Source organism: Alteromonas sp. B31-7 (assembly GCF_015767655.1).
Classification (GTDB): domain Bacteria; phylum Pseudomonadota; class Gammaproteobacteria; order Enterobacterales; family Alteromonadaceae; genus Alteromonas; species Alteromonas australica.
The window spans coordinates 749381-771090 of the sequence record NZ_CP065233.1 but is presented as its reverse complement, the minus strand read 5'-3'; the positions used below and the strand labels follow the sequence as shown (position 1 = coordinate 771090).

At 44.0% G+C, this 21710-nt stretch carries 20 protein-coding genes; 12 read left to right on the top strand and 8 right to left on the bottom strand.

The window, feature by feature from the left end:
• Positions 1–133 precede the first annotated feature (133 nt).
• Positions 134–1162, bottom strand: coding sequence for a tRNA dihydrouridine(20/20a) synthase DusA (gene dusA / locus IUA53_RS03325; RefSeq protein WP_414631390.1), 1029 nt, complete (start codon positions 1160–1162; stop codon positions 134–136).
• A gap of 717 nt (positions 1163–1879) precedes the next feature.
• Between dusA and IUA53_RS03320 the strand changes: the two genes are divergently transcribed.
• Both IUA53_RS03320 and IUA53_RS03315 read left to right on the top strand, forming a co-directional pair.
• On the top strand, positions 1880–2911 hold the full coding sequence (locus IUA53_RS03320) for a type IV toxin-antitoxin system AbiEi family antitoxin (protein WP_196898375.1): 1032 nt from the start codon (positions 1880–1882) through the stop codon (positions 2909–2911).
• Complete coding sequence (locus IUA53_RS03315) at positions 2895–3749, top strand: nucleotidyl transferase AbiEii/AbiGii toxin family protein (protein ID WP_052806720.1); 855 nt, start codon at positions 2895–2897, stop codon at positions 3747–3749. The genes IUA53_RS03320 and IUA53_RS03315 overlap by 17 nt, the downstream gene beginning before the upstream one ends.
• Before the next feature lie 145 nt (positions 3750–3894).
• Here IUA53_RS03315 and IUA53_RS03310 read toward each other — a convergent pair whose 3' ends face one another.
• Positions 3895–5421: an FAD/NAD(P)-binding protein gene (locus IUA53_RS03310; RefSeq protein ID WP_044448634.1), complete on the bottom strand. Its 1527-nt coding sequence runs from the start codon at positions 5419–5421 to the stop codon at positions 3895–3897.
• Positions 5422–5713: 292 nt separating this feature from the next.
• On the opposite strand from IUA53_RS03310, the gene IUA53_RS03305 reads away from it, so the two are divergent.
• From IUA53_RS03305 to IUA53_RS03290, 4 genes are read left to right on the top strand one after another with little or no spacing between them, the layout of a single operon-like run.
• Positions 5714–6250, top strand: coding sequence for a hypothetical protein (locus IUA53_RS03305; RefSeq protein ID WP_044058099.1), 537 nt, complete (start codon positions 5714–5716; stop codon positions 6248–6250).
• Between the two features lie 6 nt (positions 6251–6256).
• Entirely contained in the window at positions 6257–8026 is a 1770-nt protein-coding gene (locus IUA53_RS03300) for an OmpA family protein (protein WP_044448636.1), read from the top strand.
• Complete coding sequence (locus tag IUA53_RS03295) at positions 8023–8514, top strand: Rab family GTPase (RefSeq protein WP_044058101.1); 492 nt, start codon at positions 8023–8025, stop codon at positions 8512–8514. The genes IUA53_RS03300 and IUA53_RS03295 overlap by 4 nt, the downstream gene beginning before the upstream one ends.
• Positions 8515–8517: 3 nt before the next feature.
• On the top strand, positions 8518–10632 hold the full coding sequence (locus tag IUA53_RS03290) for a putative bifunctional diguanylate cyclase/phosphodiesterase (RefSeq protein WP_196898373.1): 2115 nt from the start codon (positions 8518–8520) through the stop codon (positions 10630–10632).
• A gap of 78 nt (positions 10633–10710) precedes the next feature.
• Here IUA53_RS03290 and fghA read toward each other — a convergent pair whose 3' ends face one another.
• Positions 10711–11553 (bottom strand): S-formylglutathione hydrolase, encoded by an 843-nt coding sequence (gene fghA, locus IUA53_RS03285; RefSeq protein ID WP_044058103.1) that lies wholly within the window; start codon positions 11551–11553, stop codon positions 10711–10713.
• A 123-nt stretch (positions 11554–11676) separates the two neighbouring features.
• Here fghA and IUA53_RS03280 point away from each other — a divergent pair, with 123 nt between their 5' ends.
• Genes IUA53_RS03280 through IUA53_RS03270 form a run of 3 tightly spaced genes read left to right on the top strand, consistent with a single transcriptional unit; the run spans position 11677 to position 14785 of the window.
• Positions 11677–12591 carry an acyltransferase gene (locus IUA53_RS03280; RefSeq protein WP_044448637.1) on the top strand — a complete coding sequence of 305 codons (915 nt, stop codon included), beginning with the start codon at positions 11677–11679 and terminating at the stop codon, positions 12589–12591.
• On the top strand, positions 12588–13481 hold the full coding sequence (locus IUA53_RS03275; protein ID WP_044448639.1) for an acyltransferase: 894 nt from the start codon (positions 12588–12590) through the stop codon (positions 13479–13481). The genes IUA53_RS03280 and IUA53_RS03275 overlap by 4 nt, the downstream gene beginning before the upstream one ends.
• A gap of 2 nt (positions 13482–13483) precedes the next feature.
• Entirely contained in the window at positions 13484–14785 is a 1302-nt protein-coding gene (locus IUA53_RS03270; RefSeq protein WP_044058106.1) for a mechanosensitive ion channel family protein, read from the top strand.
• A gap of 51 nt (positions 14786–14836) precedes the next feature.
• On the opposite strand, the gene IUA53_RS03265 is transcribed toward IUA53_RS03270, so the two are convergent.
• The gene (locus tag IUA53_RS03265) at positions 14837–15028 is read right to left on the bottom strand and encodes a hypothetical protein (protein WP_044058107.1); all 192 of its coding nucleotides are present in this window, start codon (positions 15026–15028) and stop codon (positions 14837–14839) included.
• 298 nt (positions 15029–15326) lie between these two features.
• Here IUA53_RS03265 and IUA53_RS03260 point away from each other — a divergent pair, with 298 nt between their 5' ends.
• Both IUA53_RS03260 and IUA53_RS03255 read left to right on the top strand, forming a co-directional pair.
• Positions 15327–16124, top strand: a complete 798-nt coding sequence (locus IUA53_RS03260) for a DUF2884 family protein (RefSeq protein ID WP_044448642.1) — start codon at positions 15327–15329, stop codon at positions 16122–16124.
• 72 nt (positions 16125–16196) lie between these two features.
• A complete protein-coding gene (locus IUA53_RS03255) occupies positions 16197–17012 on the top strand; it encodes an NAD-dependent epimerase/dehydratase family protein (protein ID WP_196898371.1) in 816 nt (271 codons plus the stop codon).
• Positions 17013–17074: 62 nt separating this feature from the next.
• Here the strand turns inward: IUA53_RS03255 and IUA53_RS03250 are convergent, their stop codons facing one another.
• From IUA53_RS03250 to IUA53_RS03240, 3 genes are all read right to left on the bottom strand, one after another.
• Positions 17075–18496 (bottom strand): sodium-dependent transporter, encoded by a 1422-nt coding sequence (locus tag IUA53_RS03250; protein WP_044058110.1) that lies wholly within the window; start codon positions 18494–18496, stop codon positions 17075–17077.
• 206 nt (positions 18497–18702) lie between these two features.
• Positions 18703–19428 carry an SDR family NAD(P)-dependent oxidoreductase gene (locus IUA53_RS03245; RefSeq protein WP_044058111.1) on the bottom strand — a complete coding sequence of 242 codons (726 nt, stop codon included), beginning with the start codon at positions 19426–19428 and terminating at the stop codon, positions 18703–18705.
• Positions 19418–19813 (bottom strand): thiol-disulfide oxidoreductase DCC family protein, encoded by a 396-nt coding sequence (locus IUA53_RS03240; RefSeq protein ID WP_044059064.1) that lies wholly within the window; start codon positions 19811–19813, stop codon positions 19418–19420. The genes IUA53_RS03245 and IUA53_RS03240 overlap by 11 nt, the downstream gene beginning before the upstream one ends.
• A gap of 164 nt (positions 19814–19977) precedes the next feature.
• Here IUA53_RS03240 and msrA point away from each other — a divergent pair, with 164 nt between their 5' ends.
• A complete protein-coding gene (gene msrA, locus IUA53_RS03235; RefSeq protein WP_196898369.1) occupies positions 19978–20520 on the top strand; it encodes a peptide-methionine (S)-S-oxide reductase MsrA in 543 nt (180 codons plus the stop codon).
• A 67-nt stretch (positions 20521–20587) separates the two neighbouring features.
• On the opposite strand, the gene IUA53_RS03230 is transcribed toward msrA, so the two are convergent.
• Complete coding sequence (locus IUA53_RS03230) at positions 20588–21709, bottom strand: hypothetical protein (protein WP_196898367.1); 1122 nt, start codon at positions 21707–21709, stop codon at positions 20588–20590.
• Between the last annotated feature and the right edge of the window lies 1 nt (position 21710).

Below are 21710 nucleotides of genomic sequence, written 5' to 3'. Positions count from 1 at the left end.
TCAAAAATAAATCGCAAGGTATTGAAAAATAGACAAATAATAAAAGATCATTTGAAAAACCGAAGTGTTCAAATAATCGCCTAGATTAAAGTTTAGTCAATTTCACCATCCAATTGGCGTTTTTCACCAACCTCTAGGCATTGGCTTTTGCTTTGTTGTATAAATCAATCTCCCGTTGGGCATTTTCAACTTCTGCTAACCCATTCATCAGCAAGTTGGGATCTGGGTTTTTACCTGTGCCGTTCTGACTTAAGTATCGACGCCAAATACGCCCGCCCGCTTGGCCTTGGAATAAGCCAAGCATATGACGCGCTGCATGCCAAGGTTTAAAATAAGGATCTTCTTGTCTTTCAATGTATTGCTGCATCTGCATGACAACCTCTCGGCGTGAAATGCCATGTGCACTTTCATCCCCCATTATTGTGCTATCGACATTTGCCAGAATATAGGGGTTTGCATAAACTTCACGTCCCATCATGACACCATCAACGTTCAATAAATGCGTATTCACATCATCTAGGGTTTTAATTCCCCCATTAATGCTAATAGATAAGTCGGGGCGTGTTTTTTTCAAATTATAAACACGGGGGTAATTTAGTGGCGGTACCTCACGATTTTCCTTGGGGCTTAACCCTTGAAGCCACGCTTTTCTTGCATGCACAATAAACGTATCACAGCCTGCATCAGCAACAATATCAATGAAGCGAGCAAAGTCTTCATCTTCATCCATGTCATCGATACCAATTCGACATTTTACGGTTACAGGAATATCAACAGCAGACTGCATGGCTTTAACGCAGCTTGCTACCACGTCTGGCTGCGCCATTAAACAGGCGCCAAAGCTGCCATTCTTAACTCTGTCGCTTGGGCAACCCACATTAATGTTTACTTCATCATAACCGCGCTCTTGAGATAATTCTGCGCACTTGGCCATATCAGAAGGATCGCTTCCCCCAAGCTGCACTGCGACGGGGTGCTCTTCTGTATTAAAGCCTAAATAATCACCCTTCCCATAGATAATCGCCCCTGTGGTCACCATTTCGGTATACAAAAGCGTATGCTTGGACAACAAGCGTAAGAAGTAACGACAATGGCGATCTGTCCAATCCAGCATAGGTGCCACAGAGAGTTTTCTATTGAAAGAGATGTCAGACATAGACATTAAAACCTTGATTAATATGTAAAAAAGTAAATCTCATCGCATTTTTACCGATTTCAAAATTAGTGACATTTCCGTGGTATTCCAGCGATTTTTCCTTTTCAGGAACGCAATGGGAATACAAAAAATATGGCGTTTTACTCAATCAACAAGCGGCTTCGCGGAGAACGAACCGCATATTCTACTTCTGTAAAGCAGAAAAACAAAGGCAAGATAGTTTCTCCACGTCTGAAACATTCACTTCACGTTCATTGGCACTGAACTGGGCACGCGGACTGATAACGCAGATATCAGCCGATGAGACAAGTTTAGTCGCGAGTTATAAAGAAGTATCTTTTGGTGCGCTGATTGTCGAGTATGAGAATTTCAATGGTTCGCTCAGCGAACTCACGCTCATTGATGATTGCAAGGGTTTACATGAACCAAAATGAACATCTTCTTTTCCGCTTTTTAAAGCGGTATGGACGCAAGATGAGAAAGATATTGCCGCATTCAATTACATTGAAGCTGTCTACATGTTTGATTAAAAAGAGCGAAAACCCTCAATAAACTTTCTGGCGGCCCCTTTCTCCCTTAACAATGTTGGACATGCATGCCTTCTTGTTCATTAAAAGCCACGTTCACAAAAAGTGAACACTTAAAAATAATGAACAATGTTTGCAGATCTGTTCATTTTTTAGTAACGTTCAATAATAGTGAACATAGAAGATAATTGAACAAATGAATAACTTACTAGAGGAAGCTGCGAAACTGTTAGCCGCGAATACCAAGCTAAATGTCACTTATACGCATCGCAATGGCCAAAATGCTCAGGTAACGGACGGACAACTGACGATCATTCATGGAAACCAAAAACATATTTGGTGTGTGGAAGAAAAGGAGAGAATTACTCGCCACAGACTACACAAGCTTCAACTAGAAAAAAGAGTTTTTAACGACAAAAAAACACTTATTGTCACCACCTATATCAATGAAAACATTGCCGAGCTTTGTCGGGAGTTGCAAATCGATTATCTCGATATGGCAGGTAATGCGCACCTTAACATACCTCCCTTTTATATTGATATTAGAGGCAAGAAGCCACCTCAAGAGCATCAAGTACAACACGCGCGAAAGCTAACAGGAAAGGCGTTTCAACCTAAAGGCATGAAACTGGTCATGATGCTGTTATTGAAGCCTGAGCTTGTTAATCAGCCAATGCGGGTACTTGCTGAGCAAGCTGAAATTGCTTTAGGCACGGTAAAACAAGTTTTAGATGACCTTAAGCAACTCACATTTATTCTCGACAAAGGGAAAAAGGGGTTCGTCCTCAACGAAAAAGATCTGCTTCTAACGCGATGGCTGGACGCATATCCACGCAACATAGAAGCAAAACTGGAGCAAAGGCTATATGTTCCTCAGGATATTGAGCAGCTTCGTAACGTACCGCTAGATAAGTACGGAGCACTCTGGGGCGGAGAGGTCGCCGCTGATGCCTATACTCATTACCTTACCCCCAAAACATACCAGATATATGCTGATACTGAAGCACATAAAGCCCTATTAAAAACTTTCAGGCTACGCCGACTACGTGCTGAAGAGACAGACGTTAATGTACTGAAAATTGTAGAGCCGCCTGTGGGAATCGATAAAATTAGGGGTGAGTTACCTGGCTATATCGCGCCATTGCTAGTCTATGCTGAACTACTCAACAGCGATGACCCTCGCAACCTTGAAACTGCCAAAAGGATCTACCATGACCACCTCGCTTGATGTATCCGAAAAACTGCCCAAAGGGCTTGTCGAGGTATATAGTCAAATCCACGGTATTGCCGCAGAGCTAAGTGTTCCGTTGCTAATTGTAGGGGCTACTGCACGGGATATTATCTTAGTTCACGGCTATAACGCTGCTATCGAGCGCGGTACGAAAGATGTGGACTTTGGTATTGAAGTGCAGAGCTGGGAGCACTATGAAGCGTTACGGTCTGCACTGATAGAAGCAGGGTTTACACCGCACTCTAAGAAGGCACATCAACTAGACACGACTGACAGTGACGGCTTGCCTTGGGAAATCGACTTGATTCCGTTTGGTGGGGTCAGTGACGATAACGACCAGATCGCTTGGCCGCCAAAACAAGATTTTGTCATGAGCGTGCTAGGGTTCGATGAAGTTTATCAAAACGCTTGGGACGTTACCCTGACAAAAAATCCTGAACTTAGTGTAAAAGTAGCATCTCCGGCAGGCATCTTATTGCTAAAACTTATCGCCTGGACTGAACGAGGGCGCGAGTATCAGGGAAAAGACGCTATTGATATCTATTATGTCATAAAACACTACAGCAAAATTCCTGCGGTTGTAGATGCGCTTTACGAACAAGATTATATGGATGCGCAGGATTACGACATTATGAATGCCACTGCAATGTTGTTGGCGGACGAAGTCGCGGCCATTGCTAAGCAGAAAACAATAACCTACATAAAGCAGGCTTTGCTAAACAACGATGGTGTCTTAGAGCCCCTGAAGGTTGATATAACAAAGCATACTGTCGCAGGTTATGAAGAAGCCGACAGTCTCATAGAGATTATAAAAGATAGGCTAAATGGAGGATAAAACATTCACTTCACGTTCATTGGTACTGAACTGGGCACGTGGACTGATAACGCAGATATCAGCCGATGAGATAAACCTGATTGCGGGCGACACAGAATTGACCATTTTTCGTCTCGGCATCCGCCATAGCATTCCGGCAATGCATCTATACAGCAACATTCGGCTCGTTTTCCTGTTCTACCGTTTGAGATATTTTCTTGGCGATATTGCGGGAAAACTTAGCACAAGTGTCTAGCCCCGGAATATTTAAAAACCAAGGGGTGAGAAAGGCAGAACCGATATAAATGTTGGTCTCTTTTTCATTAATATACAGCTTGTGATGCGGGGATACGCTGAGAGATTCAGCGGATGTGTCTACCACAAGGCCGTTGTAAGTGCGTTTGAGTAACTGAGCCAAGCGTACCACTCCCTTTTCTGCCGGTTCAGCCCCTCTTGCATCAATAAGACAATGGTGATCACTTTTTTGTGCGCTGGATGCCTGTTTCTCACACTCGGTGGTCACAGTCAGCACACCGGCTTCATGCAGTGCCAATATGCGTTCAATACTCTCTCTCGGTACGGCTGCGGTGCACGCGGCCAAAAGTGCATGTAAAGTTCCCTTTTTCTTTGCATAATCTTGCGCTAGCGCAGGCGTAGATTGAATAACGTGGATGGCTGCCACCACTGCCGCAGGCCAGTGCGAGTCCACGTTATTGTGAGTATTGGCTAATAACTCTAGCGTGAGTTTTGCAAAAGCATCACATTGCCCCCTTCTTCCAGCGAGAAATGTCAGCACCTCTTCAAAGTTAAATGCGTTCACCTGATGGAAGATATCAGGGAAGTAGCGCGCCAATAAGGGTAAAAACAAAAACGTGTTGAATTCATCTAGGTCCCGCAATCCTTTGATAGAATGAGAGGTTAGCCAGTTGTAGAACAAGGTTGTATTTTTTGAGGGGTACCACACCCATGGGAAATGACCTGTTCTTGACATCATGGTCATTTGAACGGGCGCTTCACAAGAGTAAGTTAACCCTTTAGCGCAACGCGCAAAATGCCCGCGGTACTGTGCTATACCCACCGCAGTATCAATAGCCGATAAAGACATGCCCATTATCACGAATCGTTGATATTCCGGCTTTACGTAAGCCTTGATGGGATACGGCTTTACATAGCCGTTTGAGGGCCTTCGCTCACAAAAACTTGAACCCACATTCACAACAATGTGTGTAAATCCCTGATAAGGTTTACCTTTCCCGACCAAAGTCATTCTTACGTCATCATCACGGGTGTCTTCGATAATGCCGGTAACCGCTGTATTGCGATACATGTACACTAATACGCCGTGCTGTCGTAAAACGCCAAGAATGTAGTCAAACGCATCAGCAAAGTACTCTCCAATGATTTTGCGAGTGAGTACCTGCCCTTGAACCTGATAAGGCATATAAAATTTGCTTTCATACCATTGCTCGAAGCCCAATATAAGCGGCGGTATTTCGTCATAACCTATGTTCGACAACAAATTAGGTTCACACATGGAGGTGTCGTAGGGGTTACCTACGCCGACGGTACTTTTTACCTCAAAAATACTGATACGTGCCGGGCACCGCGCCATCTGAGTAAAACTATTCAGTAGGTATAACGTGCTAGGTCCTGCACCGATAAGTGCCAAGTGTTGCGTTCTATTCAATTCCATTGAGGGTTCTCTAACCTAAGGGGCTATCATTTCTAATGCGTAACACCGCTAGAGGATCAGCCATGCACCAAGAACATTTAAGCCCTTCTGGCCATGAGTCGAGTTCGCCCAAAAGCCCACGTTATGAAAAAAGTACGTAGAATTATCCTTATAGCTTATTCCCATACCGCGCGAATAGGGCTATTGTTATAGTTATACTGAAATGTGCATCGATAAATAATAACTAGAAAGCGCTTTCTCATTACTCACTTTTGAGTTTCGAAGCCATAAGTACACGAAATGGAGAAATTGTATGGCAAACACTCCCGCTAAGGGCGCAAAGGATACCCAAGAAACCACTTCCCCAACGGACGAACTTTCCCAGTTACGAGAAATCATTTTTGGACAGACTAACCGAGAAATTCGTGCCGACTTGGCCAACTTAGAAGCCAAGGTAAGTGACAACTTTAGCAAGCTCAATAATCAACTCGACAAGCAATTCAATGACATGAAGAAGCTTATTGATTCGCAGATCGCTGAACTGTCTAGCCGCCTAGATAGCGCAAACGATGGTCACGCGAATGTACAAAGCCAATTGCAATCTACGACCGACAAACTGAAGTCAGAATTAGAAATTGCGGAAACCGCGGCTAAGAATGACAACGATGCACTAGAAGCACATGTTGTCAAAGAACTAGACGCATTAGATACCTTGTTCAGCCAGCGTCACAAAGAATTACTAGAACGTTTGCAACAGGTAACCAGTGAGCTATCGGAAACGAAGACGGATAGAAAAACGCTGGCTAACTTGCTATCAACAATGGCCACAAATTTAACCAGTGATCATTAGTTTTAAATGAGCAATCAGCAACAAAACCCAGACGCTCAAGACAACTCTCTGGATAAAATCAGGCAGTTAATTGTTGGCCGCGACGATAAATACGTGAAAGACGTAGTGAGTCGAGACGCTAAGGTCATTGTGACTGATGTGGTATCCGAAGCGCTGCATGAACGGGAAAACGCTGATGGCTCTGTAAACAAAGTACTCGTGCCCCTAGTCGAGAAGTCCCTACACCGTTCCATTGAAGCAAACAGTGAAAAAATTGTCGGCACCCTCTACCCATTAGTGGGAACGCTGGTCAGAAAAGCAGTCTCATCATTCTTGGTCGACTTTGTCGAGCGCACAAATGCGCTTATCGAGAATAGCTTCAGCCCTAAAAGTGTGTCCTGGCGGTTTAAAGCATGGCAGTCAGGCGTTAAGTATGCTGACTTTGTGGCGTCTCAGGTTTATCAATACCAAGTTCAACAGCTGTTTGTTATCCACCGGGAAACCGGCACATTGCTTCATACAATGTCTACAGACCCAGACAGAAGCAAAGATGCAGACCTTATTTCTTCTATGCTTGTGGCGATTAACGACTTTGTTGCCGATGCTTTTCAACCTACCGGGAATGAAGCCGAAAATGAATTGGGCGAAATTAAAACCGGTGATTTTACACTGCTGATAAAAATTGGTCCTCAGGCCATTTTGGTCGCCGCGGTTGTAGGAAGTGTGCCGCCTGAAATTCGCAGCAAGTTACAACAAACTTTAGAAGAATTTCACCAATTCTATCAAAAGCCGTTACTGGAATATGAAGGCGACAATTCCGCATTCGAAGGGTGTGAAACCTTACTAAATGACTGTTTAATCAGTCAAAAGAAAGAGAGCGAAGGGGGCAAGAAAAAGCACCTAGTCGGCGCATTGGTACTGGGTGCTGTACTGATAATATTGATGTTCTTAGCCTTTTTGCGAATTGAACTTTCTATTTTACAAAATACAATACGTTCACTTACTCCCCCTGCGGGCATTGTTATTACAGACACTGCGATTGAAAACGGAAAAGTGCAGGTTCGCATGCTGCGTGACCCCAGTATTTTAACCGCGCCACGGTGGTTAGAAAATGAGGGTATCGCGTTAAATGACGTTGTCTTGTATGAGGAGCCGTTTGTATCGTTGCAAGCATCGGTAGTTGAAGAGAAGCTAAACCGGCTTCTTTCAGTCTACCCTGCCGTTACATCTCGTACTGATGAGAAAAACAACCTTAAGTTTAGTGGCAATTTGCCGCTGGGCGCGCTAACCCAATTTACCCGTGAACTTAATGCTATCCCTGGCATATTGCAGCTAAAGCCTGACTTGAGCGGAATAAGTATTACGGCTGGGCAAGCTATGAGTAATAAAGCGCTTAAAGAAGCGCTAATGGCAGAGCTAGCGGCGCAAGTATCTGCAGTGAAGATTGATTTTGCAACGAATCAACAAGCACTTGCTCCTTCACAAACGCAAACATTAGAGGACTTAACCCTTTTGTTAAAGCAGTTGCAGGATGTAGCACAACAACTTAATCTAACTTTTGCCGTGTTTGTCATGGGCGCGAGCGACAATTCTGGCACGCCAACGCGAAACCTTGAGCTCAGTCGTGCGAGAGCTAAAAATGTATCGGAAGCATTAATAAATATGGGTATAAATGAAGATGTCCTTTTCCCCATTGGTTTAGGGCAAGTTTCTTTACAAGAGGCGTCGATGGGAAGGACTGTTTTTATCAACGTATTGGTATCCCAACGTTCATCTAATGAAGGTGAGACGCCGTGATCCAGAAAAAAGTATGTATTTTAGGCCCTACTGGTGTCGGTAAAACTAGCTTAGTTAAGCAGTTTGTAGAAGGCATTTTTTCTGATAAGTACAAAACCACCATTGGCGTTAAAATTGATAAAAAGCAAGTCAATAAAGATGGGCTTGGCGTACAACTTCTTATCTGGGATTTAGAGGGCATTGATAGATACTGCGGATTTAATCCTCGCTACTTAAGAGGCGCAACGGCTTACATTGTGGTGGTTGACCAAACGCGCTCGCAATCATTGCTAGAGGGTATGGAGATTCTTGCCATGGCGCAGGAACATTACCCTGATATTCCCGCCTTCTTTGTCGTCAATAAAGCAGACTTACCTTCAAGCTGGCATTGGAGCGAAGAAGAAGTAGCAACGTATGCGTCAAAGTTTAAGTCGATGACAAAAACCAGCGCAAAAACCGGTGAGAATGTGGAAGATTTGTTTAGCACCATCGCCTTTTGGTCGGAGTAACACATGGATATCCACTTACTAAATGCACTTGGTATTACAGACTGCGCTATTTTTAAACGCTGCCAGTCATCCCAGTTAACATGTCTTACACCTGACGTCAGCTGGATGCGCCATATCGTCACTCTTACCGAAGAAAATGCATTTGATATTTCCTCTAGTCACTCTATTTTTCTCGATGATTTTCTTGTAGATGCCGACACTATTTGGCAAGGCGAAAGTGTGTTTACATTGTCTTCAGGCTTTTGGACTGAAGACATTGACGGAGAAACCTTACGTTTAGAAGCGCTGGCCATCAATAACGGAGCTGGCAAACATTATCTTGTGGTCAAGAATGTAGCAGAGCAGTTTGATGAGAAGCAAAAAACGCTGCAAGCCGCTCGCGAACTCTTATTAAGCCACCATGAAATTGTGGGGCGGCATGAATACATTCGCCAGCGTCTCGACAGTGAATTGCACAAAAACGCTGAATACGAAGCGCTCGTGCCACCTATTAAACAAACGATACATCATCTCGATACCGGCGTAGTGATCCTTAATCAACACGGTGAAACTGTGTTAGACAACCGTTCAGCGCGTCAACTTCTTCAATGCAATACGCAACACAATACCGCGCTAAGGCTGACGCACTTAATGGATGACGTAAAAGTGCCAGATAGCTTCCTGCCAACCTTGGTGGAAAAGCGAAGTGCGTGGCAGGGCGAATTGTATTGGAAGTATTCAGACGATTATCAAGTTTGGCTTCAAGTGACCATTCACCCTGTTATTCATAACCAAACGCTGACGCATTGGGTGTATTTGCTCACTGACATTAGCCATATACACAGTAAAGAAGAAAGTGTTCTTAGTGCCTCGGGGATGGATTCTCTCACCAAAATTGCAAACAGAAATTATTTTAATAGCTATGTGCGAAAGCTCGTGCGCGAAGATGTGAGCTTCACGCAGTTTTTATTCGACATTCGTGAATTTAAAAAGATTAATGAAAAGTTAGGTTATCACTCTGGCGATGAAATACTCAGAGCCTTCGCTGGCCGTCTGCAAAGCGCCGTGGGTAATAGTGGCTTCATTGCACGGATTGGCAGTAATGAATTTGCCGTGGTGAAAAGGGATGACACCTTTAAAGGGATAAACCCCAGGGATTACGCCAAACACATAAAGTCTATCCTAGTGAAAACCTACACTGCCCTGCAGGGTGCAGAGTCTAATTTGGGCGTCAATATTGGTATCGCGAACTTCCCTGACCATGGCGATAACGCTGAAACCCTCATGCAGCATGCAGATGTTGCGCTGCAAATAGCGAAATATCAGGGTAAAAATGTGGTGCTGGTATACAGCGCTGAACTGCACAAACAGCATCAAGACATGTCCGAAATGGAGCAGCAATTTCGGGAAGCCATCGAAAAGAACCATTTATCTCTGCATGTACAGCCTATTGTTGATTTAAAAACCGGTGATATTGTTAAATGTGAAGCGCTGGCTAGATGGAAGAAAGCGGATGGAAGCTTTGTGTCCCCTGAAGTCTTTATACCTCTTGCAGAAAGAACCGATTTAATCTTTCCCTTTGGTGAATGGCTTATTGCCGAAGCTTGTAGCGCCATTGAAAAACTCAAAGCGGCTAGCCTCGATATTCGCTTAGCCATCAATATATCTGGTAGGCAAGTGGCCGATTTGGCGTTACTTAAGCAAATTCAAACAGCCCTTAAAAACAGATATATCGATCCTAACAATCTTTCTATTGAACTTACCGAAAGCGTTTTTATTGATAGTTTGGATACTGTCTCTATTTTACTGAATGAATTGCGCTCAATGGGAATTACCATTTCCATTGACGATTTCGGAACGGGTTTCTGCTCTTTGGTATACCTTAAAAAGCTTCCTATTGATGAGCTAAAAATCGATCGGTCTTTTGTGAGTGAACTTGAAAACAATACTGATGACCAAGCCATTATTCAGGCAATACTCGGCCTTGCTGACAATCTAAATATTAATATTATTGCCGAAGGCATCGAAAACGCGGCCCAGCAGAATTTCCTACTGGCGCATAATTGTGCCTTCGGACAAGGTTACCTCTTTGAACGCCCTCAATCAGTTGAGAGTTTCATCGATAAAATTAATAAATAACCTCACGATGAAACGCCGCGAAAACATAAGGTATCGGTTAGTGACACCTTATGCTGATACTTATGAGGCGTTGAGCGCTTAAATAAGCCCTAAATGCCCAGCGTGAAATGCTAGGTGCTCATCAATGAATGACGCGATAAAGAAATAGCTGTGATCGTAACCTTCGTGCATATTTAGCGTTAGCTGTGTATTCGTTTTCTGGGCGGCATGCACAAGAGATTGCGGCTTTAGCTGCTCAGCGAGAAACTCATCTTTACTGCCCTGCTCTACAAGCAATGGTATCGAATGAGTGGCCCCTGCTAATAATTTCGCAGTGTCGTACTTTTCCCACTCAGATTCATCACTGCCTAAATAATTCCCCAACGCTTTTTGTCCCCATGGACAATCACTTGGGTTAGAAATAGGACTAAAAGCAGAAACAGAAACATAGCGATTTGGGTTTCGTAGGCCAATCACTAACGCACCATGCCCCCCCATTGAATGGCCACTAATGGCTCGCTCTTTAGTCACCGGCAAATTGGCCTCCACAAGCTGTGGTAGCTCTTCTGTGACATAACTGTACATTTGGTAGTGAGTATTCCAAGGGGCTTGTGTCGCATCAACATAGAAGCCTGCGCCAAGGCCAAAGTCATACGCCCCATTGTCGTCGTCAGGGATATTATCTCCCCGTGGACTGGTATCAGGAGCGACAATGGCCATACCTAATTCTGAGGCCAATTTCATTGCTCCCGCTTTCTGCATGAAGTTTTGATCGGTACAGGTTAATCCAGATAGCCAATACAATACAGGCACCGGCTTATCTGCTGATGCAAACGGAGGGAGATATACCGCAAAAGTCATCTTGCATTGCGTCGTACTTGCTTCATGTTCGTAGCGCAAATGACGTCCACCAAATGCACGATTTTCACTAATTAGCTCCATTTTTGCTCCTTTAATCTATTAAATAGGGAAAAATTCACCGAAAGCCGCTCAAACAGTAAAGGGTCTATCGGATTTTAAATCAAGTTCGTTTACACTAAGCGCCTAATAATTGAGGTAAGTACGATGTTAAAAAGCCTGATGCATCACACAATTGGCACAATTTCCGTTATTTTTTACTTTTTAAATACTGTTTTATGGGCCACACCAATATTAATACTGTCAGTATTTAAGCTCATTCCTATTCGTTTTTGGCGGCGCTTTATTTCATACCTATTAGACGCCTGCGCCACGGCTTGGATAGGCGTAAATAACGTTAATCAACGGATCAGCAGTCGCACTACATGGCGCGTGGATGGGCTAGAAAAGCTCACGAAGAACGATTGGTACCTGGTGATTGCCAATCATCAATCATGGGTGGATATCTTGGTTCTTCAGCGTGTTTTCAACCGTAGAATTCCGTTTTTAAAGTTTTTCCTTAAAAAAGAGCTCATTTACGTGCCTATTTTAGGTCTAGCGTGGTGGGCATTGGATTTCCCATTCATGCGCCGATACTCCAAATCATTCTTGGCTAAAAATCCTCACCTGAAGGGAAAAGACATGGAAACCACTCGAAAAGCCTGTGAAAAGTTTCGTACTAAGCCTGTAAGTATCATGAATTTCGTCGAAGGCACCCGTTTTACTCAAGCCAAGCACGATAGACAAGCCTCTCCATTTAAACATCTTTTGAAGCCCAAAGCCGGCGGGGCCGCCTTTGTGTTATCTGCCATGGGCGATCAATTACACAAACTGATTGATGTGACGATTGATTACACAGGTGGCGTGCCTTCATTTTGGGATTTTGTTTCAGGAAAAGTTAACGACATTCGAGTGAATATTAAAGTGACACCGATAAAAGATATTTTAGAAGGTGGCTATTTTAATGCCGATTATTTCGATGACCCTCAGGTAAGAAGCCGATTCCAAGGTTGGTTAAACGGTAAGTGGTCAGAGAAAGATGCTTTACTTGAATCTCTTAATGCAACGCAGAAGCCCTTATGATACGTGTAGTTCTCGCTCCTTTTATTTTTGTTTTTCACACCTTTCTACAGATAACCAACCTCGCTTTTTGGGGAATGCTCATCATTATTTTGGGCTTGGTTAAGCTTGTCATGCCAAACGGAAAGATAAAAACGTTTTGGAATAAGATCATGCATGCGTGTATGTTTGCGTTCGGCAGAATTAGCGTGTTGATGATTCGTTTATTTAATAATGTACGGATTGTAAACCAAATACATGGTGAGTTAGCCAAAAATAGCTGGTATCTCATTATTGCGAACCACTTAAGCTACCTCGACATCATTTTATTGATTGAATTTGCCACTTATCGCATTCCAGCCCCGAAGTTTTTTCTTAAAAAAGAATTGATTTGGCTACCTTTCGTTGGCTTGGGTGCTTGGGCGTTGGACATGCCATTTATGCATAGGTACACCAAAGCTTATCTGGCTAAGTATCCCGAACGAAAGGGTAAAGACTTAGCCACCACCAAAGCGTACTGTGAAAAGTTTCGTACCATGCCAACCACCGTGATCAATTTCGTTGAGGGTACGCGCTTTACCCCTGATAAGCACAAGCTTAAGCAAAGTCCTTATCAGCATTTGCTTCCCCCAAAGGCCGGCGGTGTTTCTTTTACGCTTGCTGCAATGGGTGAACTTTTTACCAATGTGCTCGACATATCACTATTGTACCCAGAAAACAGGCGTCACCCCATGATGGCCATGCTAAGCGGTCAAATGACTAAAATCATTATTGATGTAAAAGTGACCCCTGTTCCAGAACTTCAACAGAGCTCATCGCGCAGTGAAGCTGAATTTAGAAGCTATTTTCAACATTGGCTCAATACCCTTTGGCAAGAAAAAGACACGCGTATTAACACATTACTGGAGCGATAGTTATGGAAGTTAGTTCGTCATTGCGCGACGCATTCGTCCATTTGGTGAAAGATATCTTTCCCTCATTGACGACACAAGACCCGCTGTATAATGCCCTTGCGCTAGGGGCGATACTCACGGTTGCGCTTCTACTTTATATTGTGGCTCGATTAGTCGTGAGGCCGCAAATTGCTAACTGGGTGTATCGTACCAACAACCTTTGGGACAATGCGCTTCAAGAGCACGGCTTCTTTCGCCGCCTTATGCACTTGGTTCCAGCACTCTTTATATTCCTCATTACGCCCGTACTGATAGACTCCGAATCGGTATTGCATGGGCTAATGATTAAAAGTGCACAGCTTTACATGCTATACAGTGGTTTGCTGGGAGTATTTGCCCTGCTAAGCACGGTAGAAGATGTATATAACGCATCAGCCCTATCGAAACGCGCCCCTATTACTGGTTTCATCCAAGTTACAAAACTAGGGTTTGCCATCCTCACCATTTTGCTGAGTATTTCACTCATTGTAGACAGAAGCCCCCTATTGCTCGTGTCGGGATTAACCGCCATTGCCGCTGTTTTACTCTTGATTTTTCGCGACACCATTTTGGGCTTTGTAGCGGGCATTCAGATTGCCGCCAACCGCATGTTTAATACCGGCGATTGGATCACCATGCAAAAGTACGAAGTCGATGGGGAAATTCAGGAAATAGGGCTAACTAACGTCAAGGTGCAAAACTGGGATAAGACAATCTCTACGCTTCCTACTTACAGTTTAACCACCGAAGCGGTAAAAAACTGGCGAGGTATGCAGGAATCTGGCGGCCGTCGTATAAAGCGGGCAGTGTATATCGATATTCACTCAATCAAATTGTGTGATAGCGACATGCTAGATAGGTTCTCTAAAGTACGCTATATCAGTGAGTATATTGAGACCAAAACCAATGAATTACGCGCCTACCACCGAGACTACTCTATTGATGAGTCTGACTTACTGAACAGCCGCCGGTTGACAAACATTGGTACGTTTCGCGCCTATTTAGAAGCCTACTTGCGTAAGCACCCAAGAGTGAATCAAGAGCTCACCCTTATGGTAAGGCAGCTTCCCCCTAATGAATTAGGTTTGCCCCTAGAATTGTATTGTTTTAGCAATCGCAAAGAGTGGGTGGAGTATGAAAAAATTCAGGCCGACATATTTGATCACGTGATGGCGATGTTGGATATTTTCGATCTTAAAGCGTACCAAAGGGATGGACACCTTGCGCATCTCGCGCTTGCTTCCTCAAACCCTAACGCTGCACCAAACTCCAGTGACGCTGAATAAGCGGCACAAAAAAACCGGCATCATGCCGGTTTTTTTCGTTTTAGGCTGGCATTACGCGAGTGCGTAACCCATCACTAAACACACAATTAAACCTGAAACACCGAAAAAACCGTATTCGATTTTTTCTTTCATCGCGTTTGCGCCAGTTTCAGTTGTCATAAAACTCATGATGATACTGCTAAGCCCCAGAGCGAAGGCCATAACGGCAATACCAAATAACACTGCGTTAATCCAATCGGTCATTACTTTACCCCTTAATTCTTCTGGCGTTATTATGCACGAATTCCAATAACTTGAACATGCTTCATCAAGGAATATTTTATCTATCAGACAAAGGTTTTGGGCTTACTTTGATCGTGGTCAAATTAACTAAAAACTCCGCATTGTCACTAACTGTTTGTATTTTCACCTTAATGAGAAATTGAAAACAAAAACTAAGCTACTGATAATTAATGACTTTAAATAATGGCATTGAGGTTGCTATCTAACCGTAAAGCGCTTTAACGGCGCCACCAGCTTAAATGACACAAGGACAATTCAAATGAAAACCTCTGCACTAGCCTCTCTTTCTCTATTAAGCGTGATGGTTATGTCCCCTGCGCTTGCCCACAATAACGAGTGCGATATTGAATTAAGTGGCCATATTCAATATCAACCCGGTTTTCTTACCGTGGAAATGGAAGACGGCGGAACCCTAACCATTGATGCCGCACATACGCTCACGATTAACCATGAGCCAATCTCCTTGAATGGCGAACAGCAAAAGTGGGTTGGCCAATACTACGACAATATTGATATGGCCATCCCTATGACCTTGTCTATTGCTTCAGAAGGTCTCGACCTTGCTAACGTTGCCGTTACTGAAGTGTTTGGAGAATTACTTGGTGAAGATAATGGATTAACGCAAGATTTTGGCGAGCTATTTACCTCTCTAGAGGAAAAGCTAGCGCACTCGTTTTACGACGAGAACGGCACCATTTATATCGACTCTACTAAATTCGATGAGCCAGGTTGGTTTGATGAGAGTTGGGAAGCAGAATTTGAATCGCAAATCGAATCGTTGGTCTCTGAATCGATGGGACGCCTACTCATCGCCATTGGTACGCAAATGTTGTGGGACGGCGGCGATATGAGTGAATTTGAAGCTAAAATGGAACGCTTTGGCGAGTCATTAGAGCATCGTATGGAAGCACAAGCGGATGCACTTGAAGAAAAAGCAGATGCCCTTTGTGACGTTCTTGAAGAAGCCGACTATGCAGAGACAAAAATGCAAAAATCTATACCTGGGCTTAGCGAATTAAACCTGTTGGATATGGATAGTCATTCTATGAAAATGTGAAAAGTGTCCTAACGCATATCCCTTATTCGACATCAATGCTATGTTACTGTCCTTGTAGAAAAGGGGGACAGTATGTCGAATAAGGTGATAATTTGTGGTTATGGTTGGCTTGGAGGCTATCTGGCTAATGCGTTGGAAACTAGGTCGCTAATAGCAACAACGCGAGATAAAACTAAAGCGCGTACCATACAGGACAACGGGATAACCCCAGTGTTGTATACCTTGGGTGATGACAGTGCAGCCCTCGCCTCACATTTTCACCGCGCCACCTTAGTACTCAACATTCCGCCTGGGCGAAAAAAGCCAGAGCTATCAGAATTCACGCAGCAGATGAAAGCCCTTATTGATAAGGCTGTTAAAGCGCAAATTACTCATATTGTCTTTATCAGTACTACGTCAGTGTACGGCGATGCCAATAATGGCGTCATTGATGAAACTTCCACACCCCAGCCAGAGACAGCGTCCGCTGTAGCACATGTGGCCATTGAACAACATCTTCTCTTTCACGCCACCCACAATCACTGTAAGGTAAATATTGTTAGGTTGGCTGGCCTTACTGGCCCAGATCGTCATCCTATAAATAGTTTACGTGGCAAAACCTTACAGGCAGGGAATAAGCCCGTAAACTTAGTGCATGTTCATGATGTGGTTGCCGCCCTTACCTCCATGATTGCGCAAGTCCCCACGCAAAAGGTGTTTCATTTATGTAGCCTCTCTCATCCAAAACGTGGGGAATATTATACTCACGCGGCTCACCAGCGTAATGTGGAGGCACCCGAGTTTTCTGACACTGAGCTTCCGTTGCACGGCAAACAAATTGATGCAAGTCAAAGCTGGCAAGCCCTGGGCATAACACCTGAATACGCCCATCCAAATCAAATGATTTAAACAAAAACGCCCTCAGGTGAGACACCTGAGGGCGTTGTTTCACTACTGGATAAGGTTAAGCGTTATCCAAATAGACTCACGTCAAAATATTTTACTGCTACCGTATTGATGAAAATAACCAACAGAATAGCGGGGATAAAGGTTTTTAAGGAAATATCCACGTACTTCTCAAACCAGCCCCCTTTATAGCCATTGCTGCCCTCTGCCAGAGAGGCATTGAAGTTTGCACTTTTCCAACGATAGATAACAAAAATACAAATCAGTAAGCCATTTAACGGCAGTATGGTTTCGTAGAATACATCAATGATGACATCAAAAAACGACTTATCTGCGCCAGCATAATGGGTAAAAGCGGTTAACGCGTCTACCTTGCCAAACGACAAGGAAGCTAGCACAGCTAAAGCAATCATAATGCTACCTAAAGACGCCAATGCCCATTTTCTACTGACGCCTTTTTCGTCCATTAAGGCAGCAACAGGCACTTCAAAAATGGAAACCAACGACGTTATAGCCGCGAAAAATACAAGTAAAAAGAACAAGCTAGCAACAATAGATGCGCCTACGTAGCCGACAGATTCTTGTAACGCCAAAAAGATATTAGGTAGATAAGTGAAAATCATACCTACAGAAGACTCACTTAATTCTTCTGGGTTAGTTTCTGGGTTAAACGAGAAAATAGCAGGAAGAATCATTAACCCTGCGGTAAACGCCACGGCCGTATCGGTAAGCGCAACCAATTTAGCCGAAGTAGGTACATCCGCTCGTTTATCAATATAGCTTCCATAGGTAATTAAGATACCCATGCCCAGCGATAGTGAGAAGAAGGCTTGTGACAAAGCACCATTCACCACAGACGCAGTAAGCTTAGAAAAGTCAGGTACAATATAAAACTCGACCCCCGCCATGGCATTCTCACGGGTAAGCACAAAAACCACCAACCCTAGCAGCATAACGAATAACGCGGGCATCAATAGCTTAGCCGCTTTTTCAATGCCTTCTTTCACGCCGCCTTGCAAAATGAGATACACCACCCCAACGACCACTGCCATATAGGCAAATATAGCTTCAGAATTAATGAATAGTCCAAAGGTATCGGGGTTGGCAAGTGTTGCTAAATTACCGGTCACTGTTTCAAACAAATAACCGAAAATCCACACCGTAATAACCATATAGAACACAGCTATCATGAAAGGCGTGGCAATGGCTAACCACCCAGCGACTTTCCATTTTGATGATTGTTGACTAATGGCACTGTATGCACCTAAAGGGTCTTTTTTCGCGTGCCGCCCGACCGACATTTCGGCAAGCATAACGGGTAAGCAAATAGCAAAAACAAAGATGGCATACATAAGTAAAAATGCGCCCCCCCCATTTTTTGCTGCACCTACTGGGAAACCCACTAAATTACCAATACCCACAGCAGAGCCTGCTGCGGCTAAAATAAAACCTATGCGCGATCCGAACTGTTCTCTGGCCCCGCTCATATCCCTTCCTCTTGTTGAGTTATTGTTATATTACCGGGATGGCGATTTAAACATGTCTACGTTTGTGGCGTTGACTACACGGCTTAATGACGGCTTAACGTTTTGCAGTCACTTGAAAGCTCAACACCATTCCCATTAGCGCATGGTAACAGCAGTGTCACAAAAAGTCTTGAGTCTGAGAGGAATTGAAGGCACTAAACCCGTCACTACCAAGGTACAGGCGTGCCGTCCCAAGCGATAAAGTGACAAGGTTGGGTTCTGTCTAAACGCGATAGGTGCAGCAGCAACTGGCGCGCTGTGAATTCTGCAGTAAAAAGTTTATTCGCTTTAACGTTTCGTTGGAAAGGCTGTGACAGTGCCGTGTCGACTGTGCCTGGATGATAACTCACAAGTAGAGGTTGTTTTAGCCGCCGAGCATATTCTACCGATGCGGTTTTAAGCAACATATTAAGGGCCGCTTTAGATGCCCGGTAACCATACCAGCCTCCGAGCTGATTATCGGCAATGCTGCCTACTCGAGCGCTAAGCGCGACAACGCTAGGTTGTTCTTTAGCCAGCACATTCACAAGGTATTTTAACCACAAGGCAGGAATAATACTGTTCACCGTAAAATACTGACCTAACGCCTCATGAGAGACATCTTCTAATCGCTTTTCAGGATGTAGGTTGTTCGATTCATCATGTAAAACGCCAGTAGCAACAATAGCCATTTTGATGGTCACACCACGAGCGTTCAAAGTGTTTACAAAAGAAGATATCTGCGCTTCAGAATATTCCGCAAGGGTATGCACCTCCACTGAGCTCCCCCATGGGGGTGAGTCAATGGTTTGCCGAGAGACGGCAATCACATGTTCTCCGGCCTGTGACAGCGCAGACACTAACGCACCGCCAATGCCGCCGGATGCACCAACAACCAATAGACTATTTTTCATTTGGCTCTCCGGGAATACATCTAGCACACTGTCGCTTTTTGCCGGTTAGAAGATAAGAAATGGTATAGCGATGTTTCGCGAACTTGATATAACACCAATCCGCAATCACTTTGACACCAGGCCAACGCAGCGGTGCATACACCCACCCCATGCCAACAGCCTTCCAAGCCTGATGTGTAACATCAAGACCGGTAATGATTCGTCCATCAGGAAGTTGCCCATGAATCCTTGCATTCAGTGCGTGCCAGTCTAAGTGTGGGTAAGTCTGCGCAAAAGACGGAGATTGAATGTCGACTAAGGTCAGTTTGTTGTGCTTATCACGTTTACGTAAATGACGCATTTCAGCGTGACATAATGGGCAATATCCATCGTAAAAAATTATCAACTGCGTCAACCTCTGGTGAGATGTGTTGTTCTTAATAAAGCAGCGTGGGTAACGGCTTTTAGGTGTTTAAAAGGGTTATACGTGAAAAAAACTTGCTTGGATGACTTGAGATCCTCACTTTCCACACCCACACTGAAGGCTATAAATAATATGAGGTTTCCCTAATGGCAAATTTACAAGTCGCTACCCTTGCGGGCGGTTGTTTCTGGTGTATAGAATCTGCATTTAATACCGTTGAAGGTGTAGTAAAGGCTTTATCGGGTTATGCCGGTGGCGAAAAAAATGATCCTACTTACGAAGAGGTTTGTTCAGGAAATACTGGGCACGCGGAAGTGGTACAGGTGACTTTTGATGCTGACATCATCAGTTACAGAGAAATATTAGAAATATTTTTTGCACTGCATGACCCTACGCAGTTAAACCGCCAAGGTAACGATATTGGCACCCAATACCGTAGCGAAGTGTTTTATCATGACGAGGCGCAAAAAGCAGAAGCCTTGGCCATTATTGATGAAATCGTTAACGAAGAGATTTGGCCAAACCCCGTGGTTACTAAGGTAACGGAAATTAATAACTACTACGAAGCTGAAACTTACCATCAAGATTATTTTAAAAATAATCCGCAAAACCAATACTGCTCAATGGTGGTTGCACCTAAGCTCGCCAAGTTTAAAAAGACGTTTGCAAGCCGTCTACGTAAAGACTAACTGTCCCATACCTAGCGCGCTGTGCTGCAGGCTGCATTACCCTTTAGGTAAGCAGCCTGACAACTCATTAATGAAACCACGCGTCTTTTAAAGGCAAAGAAAATAATAAAGGCGCATAAGCCTGATAAGCCGCACTTTCTCCATCACAAGTAATATTCTTCAAGTAGTTCTTTTTCCACGGGTCGTTAACAAGCCATAGGGTATTATCTATTACCGCAAGGCCTTCAATAGATGCGTTGTCCATGGTGTAGGGTTCACAGGCATTTGTGGTGTCTACCACAAATGAAAGCGGCACCCGTTTAGTGTCAATATTATTGTCGGTATCGATAATCCACAGTTCATCATCATTTCTCGCTGCCGCTAACAAAAATGTGTCAGTGCTTTGAGGCGGAGTATAAAGAGTTAAGCCATTAATCGGATGAGCGCCTGATGCAAAACTAGGTAAGGTCAGGCTGGGCTCTTCTAGTGCGGCAAAGCCAGTGTGCGTCCAAAACTCATCATCAATAACAAGGCTAAAAATGCGTGGTTGACCTGCCTTGTCTTTTTCTAACGCCAGATACAAGGTACCGCTATCATCCATTGCCATGCCTTCAATACCATCGTTGGGGAAATTACCCACTTCCATTGATAAGGCATATTGCAATGGGCGTACATGGGTCATTTCTACTTTACCGCTATCGTCTCGCTCAAGTCTAACTAACAAGGTAGGGTAATCGGTGGACCCTGTGTCTTCATACTTTTTCTCACATCGACTGGAAAAAGTCCCTGTACGTGTGGCGTCTTCCGTCACTGTGTACAACACATTTGGGTTTCTTGGGTCTACTGCTAGCGCTTCTAAATCTGGCGCATTCGTCAGGTAGGCATTAAAGCAACTGCGTTTTACCCGTGAAGACAAACTAAAGCTATTGCTAGACCCGGTTAACGTTGCTGAATCTGGCGCGATAAAATGTAATTTGCGCTGTTGCGCTTCTAATGCACTGCCATCGGAAATTGACACTAATTGACCTTGAAACGCAATTAAGCCAGACGTTTGTGGGTCAGCCATAACCTGACCATTCTCATCCAAAATCCACTTACCGTGAGAAACGATGCTTTCACTTTCCTGCTGTACGATGATGGGTGGCTTACTTTCACTACAAGCAAACAAAGACAGGCTAATAAAAAGAGAAACAACTAATCGTTTATACATA